Annotated in this window: 12 protein-coding genes and 2 pseudogenes; 8 read left to right on the plus strand and 6 right to left on the minus strand. The window is 50.4% G+C overall.

The features are described 5' to 3' along the window. Window positions 1-227: 227 nt before the first annotated feature. Both mscL and fabI read right to left on the minus strand, forming a co-directional pair. Complete coding sequence (gene mscL, locus ACTHR2_RS04025) at window positions 228-671, minus strand: large conductance mechanosensitive channel protein MscL (RefSeq protein ID WP_049349397.1); 444 nt, start codon at window positions 669-671, stop codon at window positions 228-230. 448 nt (window positions 672-1,119) lie between these two features. Then, window positions 1,120-1,908 carry an enoyl-ACP reductase FabI gene (fabI, locus tag ACTHR2_RS04030; protein WP_003748060.1) on the minus strand — a complete coding sequence of 263 codons (789 nt, stop codon included), beginning with the start codon at window positions 1,906-1,908 and terminating at the stop codon, window positions 1,120-1,122. A 208-nt stretch (window positions 1,909-2,116) separates the two neighbouring features. Here fabI and ppk1 point away from each other — a divergent pair, with 208 nt between their 5' ends. Both ppk1 and ACTHR2_RS04040 read left to right on the plus strand, forming a co-directional pair. Then, window positions 2,117-4,174, plus strand: a complete 2,058-nt coding sequence (gene ppk1, locus ACTHR2_RS04035) for a polyphosphate kinase 1 (protein WP_440375377.1) — start codon at window positions 2,117-2,119, stop codon at window positions 4,172-4,174. 102 nt (window positions 4,175-4,276) lie between these two features. After that, window positions 4,277-6,292, plus strand: coding sequence for a prolyl oligopeptidase family serine peptidase (locus ACTHR2_RS04040; protein ID WP_263340004.1), 2,016 nt, complete (start codon window positions 4,277-4,279; stop codon window positions 6,290-6,292). A gap of 248 nt (window positions 6,293-6,540) precedes the next feature. Here ACTHR2_RS04040 and ACTHR2_RS04045 read toward each other — a convergent pair whose 3' ends face one another. Continuing rightward, a complete protein-coding gene (locus ACTHR2_RS04045; protein ID WP_219089302.1) occupies window positions 6,541-6,714 on the minus strand; it encodes a DNA topoisomerase in 174 nt (57 codons plus the stop codon). Window positions 6,715-6,736: 22 nt separating this feature from the next. Between ACTHR2_RS04045 and ACTHR2_RS04050 the strand changes: the two are divergent. Next, a pseudogene (locus ACTHR2_RS04050) lies at window positions 6,737-6,928 on the plus strand (aminotransferase class IV); the annotation flags it as partial. 44 nt (window positions 6,929-6,972) lie between these two features. Here the strand turns inward: ACTHR2_RS04050 and ACTHR2_RS04055 are convergent. Both ACTHR2_RS04055 and ACTHR2_RS04060 read right to left on the minus strand, forming a co-directional pair. Then, window positions 6,973-8,430 carry a DUF389 domain-containing protein gene (locus ACTHR2_RS04055; RefSeq protein WP_440375378.1) on the minus strand — a complete coding sequence of 486 codons (1,458 nt, stop codon included), beginning with the start codon at window positions 8,428-8,430 and terminating at the stop codon, window positions 6,973-6,975. A 183-nt stretch (window positions 8,431-8,613) separates the two neighbouring features. Beyond that, a pseudogene (locus ACTHR2_RS04060) lies at window positions 8,614-9,140 on the minus strand (IS1595 family transposase); the annotation flags it as partial. A 254-nt stretch (window positions 9,141-9,394) separates the two neighbouring features. Between ACTHR2_RS04060 and acpP the strand changes: the two are divergent. The 5 genes from acpP to ACTHR2_RS04085 all read left to right on the plus strand — a co-directional run bounded on the left by acpP (window position 9,395) and on the right by ACTHR2_RS04085 (window position 14,473). After that, entirely contained in the window at window positions 9,395-9,631 is a 237-nt protein-coding gene (gene acpP, locus ACTHR2_RS04065) for an acyl carrier protein (protein ID WP_003679644.1), read from the plus strand. Window positions 9,632-9,793: 162 nt separating this feature from the next. After that, window positions 9,794-11,041 carry a beta-ketoacyl-ACP synthase II gene (fabF, locus tag ACTHR2_RS04070; RefSeq protein ID WP_440375379.1) on the plus strand — a complete coding sequence of 416 codons (1,248 nt, stop codon included), beginning with the start codon at window positions 9,794-9,796 and terminating at the stop codon, window positions 11,039-11,041. A 181-nt stretch (window positions 11,042-11,222) separates the two neighbouring features. Next, window positions 11,223-11,915 (plus strand): hypothetical protein, encoded by a 693-nt coding sequence (locus ACTHR2_RS04075; protein WP_440375380.1) that lies wholly within the window; start codon window positions 11,223-11,225, stop codon window positions 11,913-11,915. A gap of 141 nt (window positions 11,916-12,056) precedes the next feature. Further along, window positions 12,057-12,944, plus strand: a complete 888-nt coding sequence (locus ACTHR2_RS04080; RefSeq protein ID WP_440375381.1) for a homocysteine S-methyltransferase family protein — start codon at window positions 12,057-12,059, stop codon at window positions 12,942-12,944. 98 nt (window positions 12,945-13,042) lie between these two features. Next, a complete protein-coding gene (locus ACTHR2_RS04085; RefSeq protein ID WP_440375382.1) occupies window positions 13,043-14,473 on the plus strand; it encodes a basic amino acid/polyamine antiporter in 1,431 nt (476 codons plus the stop codon). 67 nt (window positions 14,474-14,540) lie between these two features. Here ACTHR2_RS04085 and ACTHR2_RS04090 read toward each other — a convergent pair whose 3' ends face one another. Beyond that, window positions 14,541-14,870, minus strand: coding sequence for a rhodanese-like domain-containing protein (locus tag ACTHR2_RS04090; RefSeq protein ID WP_003679997.1), 330 nt, complete (start codon window positions 14,868-14,870; stop codon window positions 14,541-14,543). Window positions 14,871-14,891 lie beyond the last annotated feature (21 nt).

Here is a 14,891-nt window from a genome sequence, read left to right on the forward strand (position 1 = left end):
TGTTGAACGCATCGGTCTTTTTTATTGGCAAGGAGGTGCGCTGCTCATTTTCTTTGTGTTTGCTATGAGGGTTGCTACATGGTTGAAAAAGCAGGATTGCTTGCTGAGAAAGGGAAGGGCGTGATTCTTTCAATGAGAAGGACTTAACGAAATAGATTGATATGAGAAAAGGCCGTCTGAAATGGTTTCAGACGGCCTTGGTTTGTGTGTATGTTTAGGTATTGTGATTATTTTTTGTTCAGAGAGTCACGGATTTCGCGCAACAACAGAACTTCTTCGCTAGGCTCTGCTGGTGCTTCTTCAGCAGGAGCTTCGGTTTTTTTCATGGAGTTGATGGCTTTAACCACGCAGAAGATGGCAGCGGCAACGATCAGGAAGCTGATCACAGTGTTGATGAACAGACCGATGTTCAGGGTAACGGCACCGGCTGCTTGAGCGGCTGCCAGGTTGGCGTAACCTTCAGCAGGAGCGGCTTGTGCGCCGTCTTTCAGGGTAATGAACAGGTTGGAGAAATCAACGCCGCCGATCAGCAGACCGATAGGAGGCATGATTACATCATCAACCAATGATTTGACGATGCCGCTGAATGCTGTACCGACAACCATACCGACTGCGAGGTCGACAACGTTGCCACGCATAATAAATTCTTTAAATTCTGAAGCGATTGACATAATTAATCTCCTGTATGTGTTTGAGTCAAAATCAGATGTAGTTCAATAAAACGGCAGGCATATTAACGCTTTATCGGTTAAGAAAAATTCATTAATGTTAAATTTTGTATTTTATGCTAAAAATGCCCGGCTTCTATGCTTTCTGTATGAAAAACAGGCCATCTAAATTTTTTCTGTTACTTTTTTGCACCACTTTTTATCAGCGGTTAAGCATCAGATAACATGAATGTTATCTTTAGAATCAATGCTCTATCAGAATTTCAAATTGAGGTAGAATGATAATATAATAATGTTGAAAACATAATCATTGAAAGCCTGTAAAGTTAATGTTTCGTATCCGTATTTGACTTTCAGACGGCCTTTTTTGTCATGCAGTTATTCAAGCCATAATGTAACGGCCATAAAAAACGCACTTTCATCATGAAAGTGCGTTTGGTGTGAAAACTGTTTAGTTTTCTTCGTCATTCAGCGCGTTGATGCTGTAACCGCCGTCAACATAGGTAATCTCGCCGGTAATGCCGGAAGCGAGGTCGGACAAGAGGAAGGCGGCGGTGTTGCCGACTTCTTCGGTGGTCACGTTGCGGCCCAATGGGTTGTGGGAAGCGACGTGGCCCAAGAGTTTGCTTAAATCGGCGATACCGGAAGCGGCCAGGGTTTTGATCGGGCCTGCGGAGATGCCGTTGCAGCGGATGCCTTCTTTGCCCAGGCAGGCGGCAGTGAAGCGGATGCCGGCTTCGAGGCTGGCTTTGGCCATGCCCATAACGTTGTAGTTAGGAATGGCACGAACGGCGCCCAAGTAGCTCAGGGCAACGATTGCGGCGTTGCGGCCCTGCATCATCGGACGGGCGGCTTTTGCCAGCGCAGGCAGGCTGTATGCGGAGATTTCGTGAGCGGTGTTGAACGCTTCGCGGCTGATGCTGTCGAGGAAGTCGCCGCTCAAAGCTTCTTTAGGGGCGAAGCCGATGGAGTGAACGAGGCCGTCCAAGCCGTCCCAGTGTTTGCCCAAGTCAACGAAGACTTGGTTGATTTCGTCGTCGCTGGCAACGTCGCAGCGGAACACGAGTTCGGAGCCGAGTTCGGCCGCCATTTTACGGACGCGCTCTTCCAGTTTGTCGACAACGTAGGTGAATGCCAATTCCGCGCCTTGTTCGCGGCAGGCTTTGGCGATGCCGTAAGCGATGGAACGCTCGGAGATCATGCCGGTAATCAGAATTTTTTTGCCTTGCAAAAAGCCCATTTTCTTATCCTTTAGCAGTGGTATTGCGGTTGCATTAAACTGCGCATTATAGCAAAAACCGCTGTTTCGGCATAGAAAAAAACGGATAACCCTTTGTCTTGCCTCAAATAGGGATAAGGTTTTCTGTCAAGGCCGTCTGAAACCTGACGGAACAGCGGCAAAACGTTATACTTGATAGTCTTAATGACCGATGTTTCAGGAGTAAACCATGCCCGAGCAAAACCGCATTCTTTGCCGAGAACTCAGCCTGTTGGCGTTTAACCGCCGTGTACTGGCTCAGGCGCAGGATACGAAAGTTCCTTTATTGGAACGTTTGCGTTTTTTGTGCATCGTGTCTTCCAATTTGGACGAATTTTTTGAAGTGCGCATGGCGTGGTTGAAACGCGAAAACAAACTGCGTCCACATCAACTGCTCGACAACGACAAAACCGCAGCCGAAACCATCGAAGCGGTGGCAAAAGAGGCGCAGGCCTTGATTCGCGAGCAGTACGACCTGTTTAACAAAGTATTGCAGCCTGCACTCAGCCGTGCCGGCATTCATTTCTATCGCCGCCACAAATGGACGGCCGCGCAGAAAAAATGGATCGAAAACTATTTTGACAACGAGCTGTTGCCCATTCTCACGCCCATCGGCCTTGATCCGTCACACCCATTCCCGCGCCCGTTAAACAAATCGCTTAATTTCGCCGTCGAACTCGAGGGCACGGATGCGTTCGGCCGTCCGTCCGGAATGGCGATTGTGCAGGCACCGCGCATTTTGCCGCGCGTTGTCCCCATGCCGTCTGAAATTTGCGGAGGCGACGCAGGCTTTGTGTTCTTATCGTCTATTTTGCACGCCCATGTCGGCAAACTTTTCCCCGGCATGAAAGTGAAGGGTTGCCATCAATTCCGTCTCACGCGCGACAGCGATTTGACGGTGGATGAAGAAGATTTGAAAAATCTGCGTGCCGCTATTCAAAACGAATTGCACGACCGCGAATACGGCGACGGCGTGCGCTTGGAAGTGGCGGACACTTGCCCGGCATACATTCACGATTTCTTGCTTGCCCAGTTCAAACTGACTTCTACCGAGTTGTATCAGGTCAAAGGGCCGGTCAATTTGGTGCGCCTCAATGCCGTCCCCGATTTGGTGGACAGGCCGGATTTGAAGTTTCCACCGCGCAACGCAGGCCGTCTGAAAGCCTTGCGCAAAAACGGCTCTGTATTCAAACTGGTCAAACAGTCGCCGATTTTGCTGCACCACCCGTATCAGTCTTTCGATCCGGTTGTCCAAATGATACGCGAAGCCGCTGTCGATCCGGATGTGTTGGCCGTCAAAATGACCATCTACCGCACCGGCAGCAATTCCGAGCTTGTGCGCGCCCTGATGAAAGCCGCCCTTGCCGGCAAACAAGTAACCGTCGTGGTCGAACTGATGGCGCGTTTTGACGAAGCCAACAACGTCAACTGGGCGAAGCAGCTTGAAGAGGCGGGCGCGCACGTCGTGTACGGCGTATTCGGCTACAAAGTCCATGCCAAAATGGCTTTGGTTATCCGTCGTGAAGACGGCGTGCTCAAGCGTTATGCCCACCTCGGTACCGGCAACTACCACCAAGGCACATCGCGCATCTACACCGACTTCGGCATCATTACCGCCGACGAACAAATCACTGTCGATGTGAACACTTTGTTTATGGAAATCACAGGCTTGGGTAAGCCGGGCCGTCTGAACAAGCTCTATCAAAGCCCGTTTACCCTGCACAAAATGGTCATCGACCGCATCAAGCAGGAAACCGAACACGCCAAAGCCGGCAAACCGGCGCGGATTACCGCCAAGATGAACTCCCTCATCGAGCCGAGCGTCATTGATGCGCTGTATCAAGCCAGCGCGGCAGGCGTGCAAATCGATCTGATTGTGCGCGGTATGTGTACTTTGCGCCCGGGTGTAAAAGGCTTGTCCGAAAACATCCGCGTCCGCTCCATCATCGGCCGCCAACTCGAACACTCGCGCGTGTATTGCTTCCATAACAACGGCGCAGACGATACCTTTATCTCCAGCGCCGACTGGATGGGTCGCAACTTCTTCCGCCGCATTGAAGTCGCCACGCCGATTACCACGCCCGAACTCAAAGAACGCGTGATCCGCGAAGGTTTGGAAATGGCTTTGGAAGACAATACCCAGGCTTGGCTGATGCAGCCTGACGGCAGCTATGTCCGCACCCAGCCGCAAGACGGCGAGCCTGCGTTTGGTTTGCAGGAAGGTTTGTGGAAAATATACGGACGTTAAATTGAATAATGTCTCAGGCCGTCTGAAATGCAGGTTTCAGACGGCCTTTTTTGATTTTGCCGTTATAATTCCGTTTCCCAATCTTTCAGACGGCCTTTTCCTATGAAATCTTACCCCGATTCCTATCTCCATTTTGAAAACCTCGAATCTCCCGAAACGCAAAATTTTGCTGCCGCGGCGCATGCCGAAACGCGCGCCCGTTTTTTAGAAAACGACAAAGCGCGCGCATTGTCCGACGGCATTTTGGCGCAGTTGCAGGACACGCGGCAGATTCCGTTTTGTCAGGAACACCGCGCGCGGATGTACCATTTCCATCAGGACGCGGAATATCCGAAGGGCGTGTACCGCGTATGTACCGCGGCGACGTACCGTTCCGGCTATCCCGAGTGGAAAATCCTGTTTTCGGTGGCGGACTTCGACGAATTGCTCGGCGACGATGTGTATTTGGGAGGCGTGTCGCACTTGGTGGAAAAGCCCAACCGTGCACTGTTGACCTTGAGCAAATCGGGCGGCGATACGGCGTACACGCTGGAAGTGGATTTGGAAGCAGGGGAGTTGGTAGAAGGCGGTTTTCACTTTCCGGCAGGCAAAAACCATGTGTCGTGGCGCGATGAAAACAGCGTGTGGGTGTGTCCGGCTTGGGACGAACGCCAGTTGACCGAATCGGGCTATCCACGCGAAGTGTGGCTGGTGGAGCGCGGCAAGAGTTTCGAGGAAAGCCTGCCGGTGTATCAAATTGCCGAAGACGGTATGATGGTGAACGCGTGGCGTTATCTCGATCCGCAGGGTTCGCCGATTGATTTGATTGAAGCGTCGGACGGTTTTTACACCAAAACCTATTTGCAGGTGTCAGCCGAAGGCGAGGCGAAACCGTTAAACCTGCCCAACGATTGCGACGTGGTCGGCTATCTGGCCGGACATCTTTTACTGACGTTGCGCAAAGACTGGAACCGCGCGAACCAAAGCTATCCGAGCGGCGCATTGGTGGCAGTAAAATTAAACCGTGGCGAATTGGGCGCGGCGCAGCTTTTGTTTGCGCCCGATGAAACGCAGGCATTGGAAAGCGTGGAAACGACCAAGCATTTTGTCGTGGCGAGCCTGCTGGAAAACGTACAAGGCCGTCTGAAAGCATGGCGCTTTACCGACGGTAAATGGCAGGAAGTCGAACTGCCGCGCCTGCCTTCGGGCGCGTTGGAAATGACCGACCAACCGTGGGGCGGCGACGTGGTTTACCTTGCCGCCAGCGATTTTACCACGCCGCTGACACTGTTTGCATTGGATTTGAATGTGATGGAACTGACCGTCATGCGCCGTCAGCCGCAGCAGTTCGATTCAGACGGCATCAACGTGCAGCAGTTTTGGACGACTTCGGCCGATGGCGAGCGCATTCCTTATTTCCACGTCGGCAAAAACGCCACGCCCGACACGCCGACCTTGGTTTATGCTTACGGCGGTTTCGGCATTCCCGAATTGCCGCATTATCTGGGCAGCGTCGGCAAATATTGGCTGGAAGAGGGCAATGCCTTTGTATTGGCGAACATCCGCGGCGGCGGTGAATTCGGCCCGCGCTGGCATCAGGCGGCGCAGGGAATCAGCAAACATAAAAGCGTCGATGATTTATTGGCAGTCGTGCGCGATTTGTCCGAACGCGGCATGAGTTCGCCCAAACACATCGGTTTGCAGGGCGGCAGCAACGGCGGCCTGATTACCGCCGCCGCCTTCGTGTGCGAACCGCAAAGCATCGGCGCGCTGGTGTGCGAAGTACCGCTGACCGACATGATCCGTTATCCGCTGCTCTCCGCCGGTTCAAGTTGGACGGACGAATACGGCAATCCGCAAAAATACGAAGTCTGCAAACGCTGGCTGGGCGAATTGTCTCCGTATCACAATCTTTCAGACGGCATCAATTATCCGCCTGCGCTCATTACCACCAGTCTCAGCGACGACCGCGTCCATCCCGCCCACGCACTCAAGTTCTACGCCAAACTGCGCGAAACCTCGCCGCAATCTTGGCTCTACTCGCCCGACGGCGGCGGCCATACCGGCAACGGCACGCAACGCGAATCCGCCGACGAACTTACCTGCGTATTGCTGTTTTTGAAAGAGTTTTTGGGGTAGAAGCAAGCAGCAGGATTGACCGTTTTGTAAAGTTGAGAAACAAAATACTCTTGTTTCGGCAAGCGAAAAGAAGGCCGTCTGAAAAACGAATATTAAAGTTTTTCAGACGGCCTTCTTTTCTTTTAACTTTCAACATATCCCGATAAAATGGACACTTTGTAAGTGATCATTGACGGAAGACGCAATTATGGCAACCGAGCCGAGAAATTATACACGATTTAGAAAATAATTTCAAACAAAACAATATATTAAAACTCAAACAAATCTTTCCCGAAGTCTTTTGCAAAGACCAAATCGACTTTGAGAAACTCAAACTCGTCCTTGGTGCAGAAAACCTTGCCGGTGTGGGCGAACGTTATCAACTCGATGCTGTAGAAACTAGTAGCGTTGTTTACAGTATTTCCAGGAGAATACTGAAACATGAACATGCACAAAAACACCCGTCTCACCCCGTCTCTGGATTTGAATATCCTCAACGGCATCATGCGCCAAGCCGTGTTGCAGCAGCTGTAAACCTACTTGGGCGCGGACGCAGTCATCGAAACGCACATCACCCGCGATATGCTCGAACGCGCAGAAAAAATCCGCTTCTCCAACGCCTTGAGAGGCGTGTTTGAGGCGGATTTGGTGTACTAGGAACAATCAATGATTTCTCGGAAATGGATAAAGCCTGAAGGAGATTATTCGTTAGACGGTTTATCTGTCTGAGACTTGTGCGTTAATAATATGCGCACGACCTTACCCTCATAACGCTGGCTTAACCACGCCTGTATCCGCGCGTGATCTTTGGCAGGCAATGGCTGCTCCAATTCGAGAGAGACAACGACGATATCGTCATATGTATCTGTCTTCGGTTCTGCGTTTTTTTGGCTTTCAGACTGTTCGGAAACAGGCGTTATTTGCGCTTTATCCCAAGCCAAGCCACGTCCGACAACGATTTTTTCCGCTTCCGGATATTGGGCTTTTAATTCCTTGAGTACCGCTGCATCGTCGATATCGGAGGCTTTGCCTGCCAGTATGGTATCGATATAGGCCTGCTGCTCTTTCAGCTCATTTTGCTGCTGAACCGGGTTGTTTCGGCTTGCCAGCAATTCTTCGATTTTGGCATCGTTCCCTCCCGCATAGACCACGTTGACCTTCGGCTCTTTCACCCCCGACGCCTCAAGGCTTTTCACCAGCAAGGCGGAAATTTTCTCGGCATTGCCCGTTCCATTGACAATCAGACTGACTTTATTTTCTCTGTGGTTCAACATCTTACGCAGCACGAAAAAACCTTCCTGTTGCTGCGCAGTGGCAATGGCGGCATTGGCTCTGGTGTTGAAGATCTCCTGACGCACCAGTCCTGATGCCATATAGCCGCTCGGAATCATCACAGCCAACACGACGGCAGTAATAATGATGCTTTGCAACCGGCGTTTGGATTCCGTTACCAACCCCCTGCGCGGCAGCTTGAGCAGTTTGGAAAACAACAAGGTCGAAAAAGCGATGAACACGCAGTTGATGGCAAAAAGATATGAAGCACCGAGAAAGTAGTGCCAGTTGCCATGTGCTAGTCCGTAGCCCGCAGTACACAGGGGTGGCATCAATGCGGTAGCAATCGCCACACCCGGTATGGCATTGCCTCCTTCTTTTCGAGTCAGCGCCACAATACCCGCACTACCGCCGAAGAAGGCAATCAACACATCCCAAAGGGTCGGCTGAGTACGCGCCAAAAGCTCGCTTTGCGCCTCTTTAAGCGGGGTTAACAGGAAATACAACGTAGCGGTAATCAAGCTGATGACGACGAATATAATAATATTGCGCACGGCTTGACGGATCAGCGCAGTATCCCCTACCGCCAAACCGTAACCCATACCTACAATCGGCCCCATCAACGGCGAAATCAACATCGCGCCGATCACTACCGCCGTGCTGTTTACATTCAGACCGATACTCGCCACGGCAATGGCAAACATCAATACCCACATATTGGTTCCGGACACCCGAGTATTGGCGCGGATGACGGCATCAATTTTATCGGGATGGGCCTGATCATGCGCAAGATTGAACACATCTTGCAACTTGGTCATGGCACCATTGTCTTCTTTTGGCTGATTTTCTTGTTCTTCTTGGTTTTTAATGTTTTCTTGGTCTTGCATTTTCATCCTTAAATCAATCTTAACGATTGTCTCTGAATATTTAATTAACTGGAATTTCGGATACTGATAATTATGCTTTAATACTGATTTCAAATATGATTAAGCAGATACCTTGCAGAAGGTTAGCATACACATGAAAACGCTGACAACGCTGATCCTGCGTAGGCCTTCACGAAACCAGCAGACACGTTTTGCCTGATTCCAAAAATTCTCAATGCCATTAATGTGGTTCTGACGGTCGGCAAATTCCTTGGAATGGTTGATGCGGTAATGGATGAAACCGCTCACGTCCAACTTGCCGTAGCTGTTCAGGCTATCCGTGTAAACAATGCTGTCCGGCATGATTTTCTTTTTGATGACAGGGAGTAACGTTTCAGACTTGGCATTATCCACCACAACGGTATAGACCCGTCCGTTGCGTTTCAGAATGCCGAAGACAACCACTTTTCCTGCCGCACCGCGACCACGTCTGCCTTTACGCCGTCCGCCGAAATAGCTTTCGTCCAGTTCGACTGAGCCCTCAAAAACCTCATCGGCAGCCAAGGCCAAATGATAGTTGATAACCGTGCGGATTTTACGGTAGAACAGTGCTGCTGAATTGGGATGGATACCCAAAATATCGGCCGCAGAACGGGCGGTAACTTCTAGTACAAAAAACGGAGCAGTTCTTTCTGTACTTTTTTCTTTAATTTGCAGTGCGTTATCTTCATATTTCGAGGGTAACATATCTGCTAATCTAGTATAGCCCCTTGTTTTTAATAATGTTAATGTTAATACGTAACAAAAACAAATTCCTGCTTGTAGGTTAAAATCAGCATATGCTAATATGCGCAACAACAGGTTTTTCCAGAATAATCTGTGCTAAAATGCAGGATTAGATGGAAAACTCTATCCGAATTCGGTACAATACCGACGAATTATTTCCCTTAAACAACCTGCCGCAAGGCGAAAAGGAACGACTGACATGTCAAACATCGAACAACAAGTTAAAAAAATTGTTGCTGAACAACTGGGCGTAAACGAAGCCGAAGTGAAAAACGAATCTTCTTTCCAAGACGATTTGGGTGCTGACTCTCTGGACACCGTAGAACTGGTGATGGCTTTAGAAGAGGCTTTCGGCTGCGAAATCCCTGACGAAGACGCTGAAAAAATCACTACCGTACAATTGGCTATCGACTACATCAACGCCCACCAAGGCTAATCGGTCGCACCAAACATCCAGCCTCTGCTGCGCCATCGCAATAGAGGCTTTTACCTTATTATTAAACCCCTGAAATTTCAGACGGCATGAGTTTTGCCCGTTTTTACGAAGAAAAAGAGCAAGACTGCCGCGAAAATCCCGACAACCAACAGCGAGATTATCATGAGTCAGAGAAGAGTAGTCATCACAGGTCTTGGCCAAGTATCACCGGTCGGCAACGACGTCGCCACCGCATGGAGCAATCTGCTCGCAGGCAAAAGCGGCATCGGACGGATTACCCGCTTTGACGCATCCGACATCAACAGCCAAATCGCCGGCGAAGTGCGCGATTTCGACATCGGCCAATACATCAGCGCGAAAGAAGCGCGCCGTATGGACGTGTTCATCCACTACGGTATTGCCGCCGCCCTGCAAGCCATCAATGATTCAGGCTTGGACGATTTGGAAACCCTCGACAAAGACCGCGTCGGTGTCAACATCGGCTCCGGTATCGGCGGCCTACCCAGCATCGAAGCGACCGGCAAAGCCGTTATCGAAGGCGGAGCGCGCAAAATCAATCCTTTCTTTATTCCAGGCTCGCTGATTAACCTGATCTCCGGCCATGTAACCATCCTCAAAGGCTACCGCGGCCCGAGCTACGGCATGGTGTCTGCCTGTACGACCGGCGCGCATTCTATCGGCGACTCTGCACGACTGATTAAATACGGCGACGCAGACGTGATGATTGCCGGCGGTGCAGAAGGCGCGATCAGCACTTTGGGCGTTGGCGGTTTCGCTGCCATGAAGGCACTTTCCACCCGCAACGATGATCCTGCCACCGCTTCCCGTCCGTGGGACAAAGGCCGTGACGGTTTCGTTATCGGCGAAGGCGCTGGCGTGCTGGTGTTGGAAGAATTGGAACACGCGAAAAAACGCGGTGCGAAAATTTACGCCGAAATCGTCGGCTTCGGTATGAGCTCCGATGCTTACCACATTACCGCGCCTAACGAAGAAGGCCCTGCATTGGCGGTTACCCGTGCGCTGAAAGATGCTGGCCTGAACCCTGAAGACGTTAATTACGTCAATGCACACGGTACATCGACTCCTTTGGGTGATGCCAACGAAACCAAAGCCCTCAAACGCGCTTTGGGCGATCATGCGCGCAAAGTCATCGTCAATTCCACCAAATCCATGACCGGCCACTTGCTCGGCGCGGCCGGCGGCGTGGAAGCGTTGTACAGTGTATTGGCAGTACACGAGCAAAAATCTCCACCAACCATCAACATCTTTGAACAAGACGTTGAAGCCGGTTGCGATTTAGACTACTGTGCCAACGAAGCGCGTGACGCGAAAATCGACGTTGCCATTTCCAATTCCTTCGGCTTTGGCGGTACCAACGGCACATTGGTATTCAAACGCTTCAAAGACTGATAGAAGGTTTTAAGTAGATTAAAAGGCCGTCTGAAACTTGGTTTTCAGACGGCCTTTTTTATTTTAAAATCCAAATATTCTTGATAATCTGTATCATTTGTATAAAAATACCAATTCCTATCAATATCGCCCGGATTTTATCGGGTAATCAACCCAATTACATTTTTATCAGGAGTCTGCAATGAAAACCATCCGTATTCTAGCATTGGCCGCTGCACTGGCCGCCGTGCCTGCATTTGCGTCTGATTTCGGCCATGAACAGGCATTGACCATAGACGGCAAGCCTGCCCATTTGGCAGAAACTTCAGCCCGTATTTTGGCAAACGAAACCCTGACTGCGCCGCAACTGGTCGAAGATATCACTGATGGATTCGGTTCGAAAAAAATTCCAGGTTATAAATTGATGATTATGGGCCGCACTTATTCGGTGGCGGCGGAAACCAAACCGCCGAAAGAGGGCCAAACTCAGTGGCGGGACAATACGTTCATTCATCGCGGCGTAAAACTGTTTGTCGGTATTCCGGTCAAAAACGGCAAGATGGATTTGGCGTCTGCCCGGTTGATTAATATCGGCGTGGTTGACGATAACGGTGGTGTTGCGCCTCATGATGAGGGTGAAAAAATCCGTCCGGTCGGCAAACAGCTGATGTCTCCCGATACCAAAGTGGAAAATGCGAAACTCAATATTGCCAAACTGACGTTGCCAAATATGAAATTGGGTGAAACCAGTGGCGGTGGTGTGAAATTGGAAGCATCAGCAACATTGGATGGTAAGCCGATACAGACCAAAATCGACAGCACTTTCTCCCGCTTCTATTCCGCCAAACCAGCCGCTACACGGCCGTTTATGGCAGATGCACGGTTTGTGAAATAATCGCAAAGGCCGTCTGAAATCCAGTTTCAGACGGCCTTTTATATAACGAAACTGCATAAGTTTAGTTCTGTATAAATTAAAGGTAAGGAGTTAAAAAAGCGTAGAATGGCGATTTTAAAAATTCATCATTGGAGGTTGATCATGACGGTAACGATTTTAGACGGCGGAATGGGGCGTGAACTGCATCGGCGCGGCGCACCGTTTCGTCAGCCGGAATGGTCTGCTTTGGCTTTGATGGAAGCGCCGGATATTGTACGCGAAACGCATTTGGACTTTCTTCGCGCAGGCGCACAGGTGATTACGACCAACAGCTATGCGCTTGTACCGTTTCATATCGGGCAGGAGCGCTTTGATGCTCAAGCTGCCGAATGGGCAAGGCAGGCCGGCCGTTTGGCGCGTGAAGCAGTGGAACAAAGCGGGACTTCTGCAAAAGTGGCCGCAAGCCTGCCGCCGTTATTCGGTTCTTACCGCCCTGACTTGTTTGACAAACAAGTCGCACCTGCTTTGGCTCGCCCTTTAATATCGGGTTTGATGCCGTTTGCTGATATTTGGTTGGCAGAAACCGTATCCAGCTTGGAAGAAGCGCGTTTCTGGCGCAGCAGTCTGCCTGATGACGGTACGCCGTTTTGGGTATCGTTTACTTTGGAAGATACGATGCCGCATGATGTACCGGTGTTGCGTTCGGGGGAAAACGTGCACGAGGCGGCGGATTTCGCGGTAGAAATAGGTGCGGCGGCAATGTTGTTCAATTGCAGTCAGCCTGAAGTAATGGCAGAAGCTTTGAAAGTGGCACATGAAGCTCAAGGCAGTCTGAAACTGGGTGTTTACGCCAATGCATTTGAACCGGTAAAAGGACAGATGAACGAGGCCAACGACGGTTTGGACCCGATTCGCGCCGATGCCACGCCGGAAAATTATTTGGCATGGGCGAGACAATGGGCGGATTTGGGCGCGGAAATCATCGGCGGGTGCTGCGGTATCGCACCTGAACATATCCGTGCGTTGGCGCAAGGATTTAAGGCCGTCTGAAAGCGGCTGCATAATATTTTGATACGGTTAGAACAGGCTAAAAAAGCCGGTAATGCCGTCGCTTCACAAACACATAATGATAAAAATCAGGAATAAACATGTCGCAAAAATCTCAAATCGGCTTGGTTGCACTGACGGCCTTGGTTATCAGTTCCATGATTGGTTCGGGTATTTTCAGCCTGCCGCAGAATATGGCTGCCGTTGCAGGTTCGCAGGCTTTGCTGTTGGGTTGGCTGATTACCGGTGTGGGCATTATCTTTCTCGGCCTGTCATTTTCGGCCTTGTCCAAACTTAAGCCCGAATTGGACGGCGGTATTTATACGTACGCCCGCGACGGCTTCGGCGATTTGATGGGTTTTTTCTCGGCGTGGGGCTATTGGCTTTGCACCACGGTCGGTATTGTCGGCTATTTGGTGGTTGCGTTTGAAGCAGTAGGCGGATTTGTCGATACGCCGGGCAACGTGATTTTCGGTAAAGGCAACACATTTGCTGCTTTTGTTGGAGAATCAGTAATTGTGTGGCTGATTTACTGGTTGGTAGTGCGCGGTATTAAAGAAGCGGCAGGAGTGAACCTGATTGCGACGGCAGTCAAAGTATTTCCGCTGATTTTATTTATCGCTATGGCAGCCTATTTCTTTCAAACCGAAGTGTTTATGTCCGATTGGACAGGGGCGAGCCTTGCTACGCCTGAAAATCCTGATGTCAGCCTGATGACGCAGGTGAAAAACACAATGCTGATTACGTTGTGGGTGTTTACCGGTATTGAGGGTGCGGCGGTTTTGTCTAAGCATGCGCGAAGTCGTGCTGATGTCGGTCGAGCAACCATTATCGGAGTCAGCTTGACGCTGGCAATGTATGTGGCAATTACCGTCTTGGCTCAAGGCATTTTGCCTCGTGCGGATATTGCTGCAATGGCTAATCCGTCTATGGCGGGTGTGTTGGCGCACATGGTCGGCTCTTGGGGTAAAGTGTTGATTTCTTCCTGCCTGATTGTGTCTGTGCTGTCGTCTTATTTAAGCTGGACGCTGTATGCGACCGAGATTCCGCACATGGGTGCGAGAAACGGCGCATTTCCAAAATCGTTTATCCCGTTGAATAAAAACGAAGTGCCGCAGGGTTCGTTGATGTTTACCACCTTGACCGTGCAGTTTTGCCTATTGCTGGTGTGGTTAAAAGGTGAGGATTATTCTGCCTTGCTGATGGTATCGACTTCCATGATTTTGATACCGTATCTGTTAATTGGTGCATATCTGCTCAAATTATCGCTGACACAAAAGGCTGCGGCAAAATACCGCCTTATCGGTGCGGCAGCAACGCTTTATGCGGCTTGGATTGTCTATGCGGCAGGCACGGAATATTTGCTGCTGTCAGTCTTGCTCTATTTGCCTGGCGTATTGCTGTTTCTCTATTCACAAAAGAAACACTACGGAAGTTGTCAGTTCAACCGTATGGAAAAAGCCGTATTGGTATTGCTGTTGATTTTGGCTGTGCCGGCCGTACAGCAGTTTGTCGCTAGCTTGCAAGCGTAAGCAGAAAGGTTTGAAAAAAGGCCGTCTGAAACCCAGTTTCAGACGGCCTTTTATTGATAAAACCGATTCAATACCGCATCATTTTGCTGTCCACCTGCATTGCCCAAGCATCAATACCGCCTTGCAGGTTGTAGAGGTTTTCAAATCCGGCGTCTTCCAAATACATTGCCGTGTGCAGGCTGCGGATGCCGTGGTGGCAATAGACGACGATGGGTAAATCGTCGTCGGGCAGCTCGTTTTGGCGCAGGGGGATGAGGTTCATCGGAATATGAATGGCAGCGGGCAGGGTGCAGATGGCGCGTTCTTCATCAGTGCGGACGTCGAGCAGATGAAATGCGCGGCCTTCGTCCTGCCATTGTTTCAATTCGGTGGGCGAGAGTTGGATGATGTCGGTCATAGGGTCGGGTATAAAAGTATG

It is taken from the genome of Neisseria sp. P0006.S004 (genome assembly GCF_051963015.1).
GTDB lineage: Bacteria > Pseudomonadota > Gammaproteobacteria > Burkholderiales > Neisseriaceae > Neisseria.

What these genes read in the sequence shown, in the direction of transcription:
- mscL (WP_049349397.1), bottom strand. Translation starts at nt 671, where the DNA reads ATGTCAATCGCTTCAGAATTTAAAGAATTTATTATGCGTGGCAACGTT.
- fabI (WP_003748060.1), bottom strand. Translation starts at nt 1,908, where the DNA reads ATGGGCTTTTTGCAAGGCAAAAAAATTCTGATTACCGGCATGATCTCC.
- ppk1 (WP_440375377.1), top strand. Translation starts at nt 2,117, where the DNA reads ATGCCCGAGCAAAACCGCATTCTTTGCCGAGAACTCAGCCTGTTGGCG.
- ACTHR2_RS04040 (WP_263340004.1), top strand. Translation starts at nt 4,277, where the DNA reads ATGAAATCTTACCCCGATTCCTATCTCCATTTTGAAAACCTCGAATCT.
- ACTHR2_RS04045 (WP_219089302.1), bottom strand. Translation starts at nt 6,714, where the DNA reads ATGTTTCAGTATTCTCCTGGAAATACTGTAAACAACGCTACTAGTTTC.
- ACTHR2_RS04055 (WP_440375378.1), bottom strand. Translation starts at nt 8,430, where the DNA reads ATGCAAGACCAAGAAAACATTAAAAACCAAGAAGAACAAGAAAATCAG.
- acpP (WP_003679644.1), top strand. Translation starts at nt 9,395, where the DNA reads ATGTCAAACATCGAACAACAAGTTAAAAAAATTGTTGCTGAACAACTG.
- fabF (WP_440375379.1), top strand. Translation starts at nt 9,794, where the DNA reads ATGAGTCAGAGAAGAGTAGTCATCACAGGTCTTGGCCAAGTATCACCG.
- ACTHR2_RS04075 (WP_440375380.1), top strand. Translation starts at nt 11,223, where the DNA reads ATGAAAACCATCCGTATTCTAGCATTGGCCGCTGCACTGGCCGCCGTG.
- ACTHR2_RS04080 (WP_440375381.1), top strand. Translation starts at nt 12,057, where the DNA reads ATGACGGTAACGATTTTAGACGGCGGAATGGGGCGTGAACTGCATCGG.
- ACTHR2_RS04085 (WP_440375382.1), top strand. Translation starts at nt 13,043, where the DNA reads ATGTCGCAAAAATCTCAAATCGGCTTGGTTGCACTGACGGCCTTGGTT.
- ACTHR2_RS04090 (WP_003679997.1), bottom strand. Translation starts at nt 14,870, where the DNA reads ATGACCGACATCATCCAACTCTCGCCCACCGAATTGAAACAATGGCAG.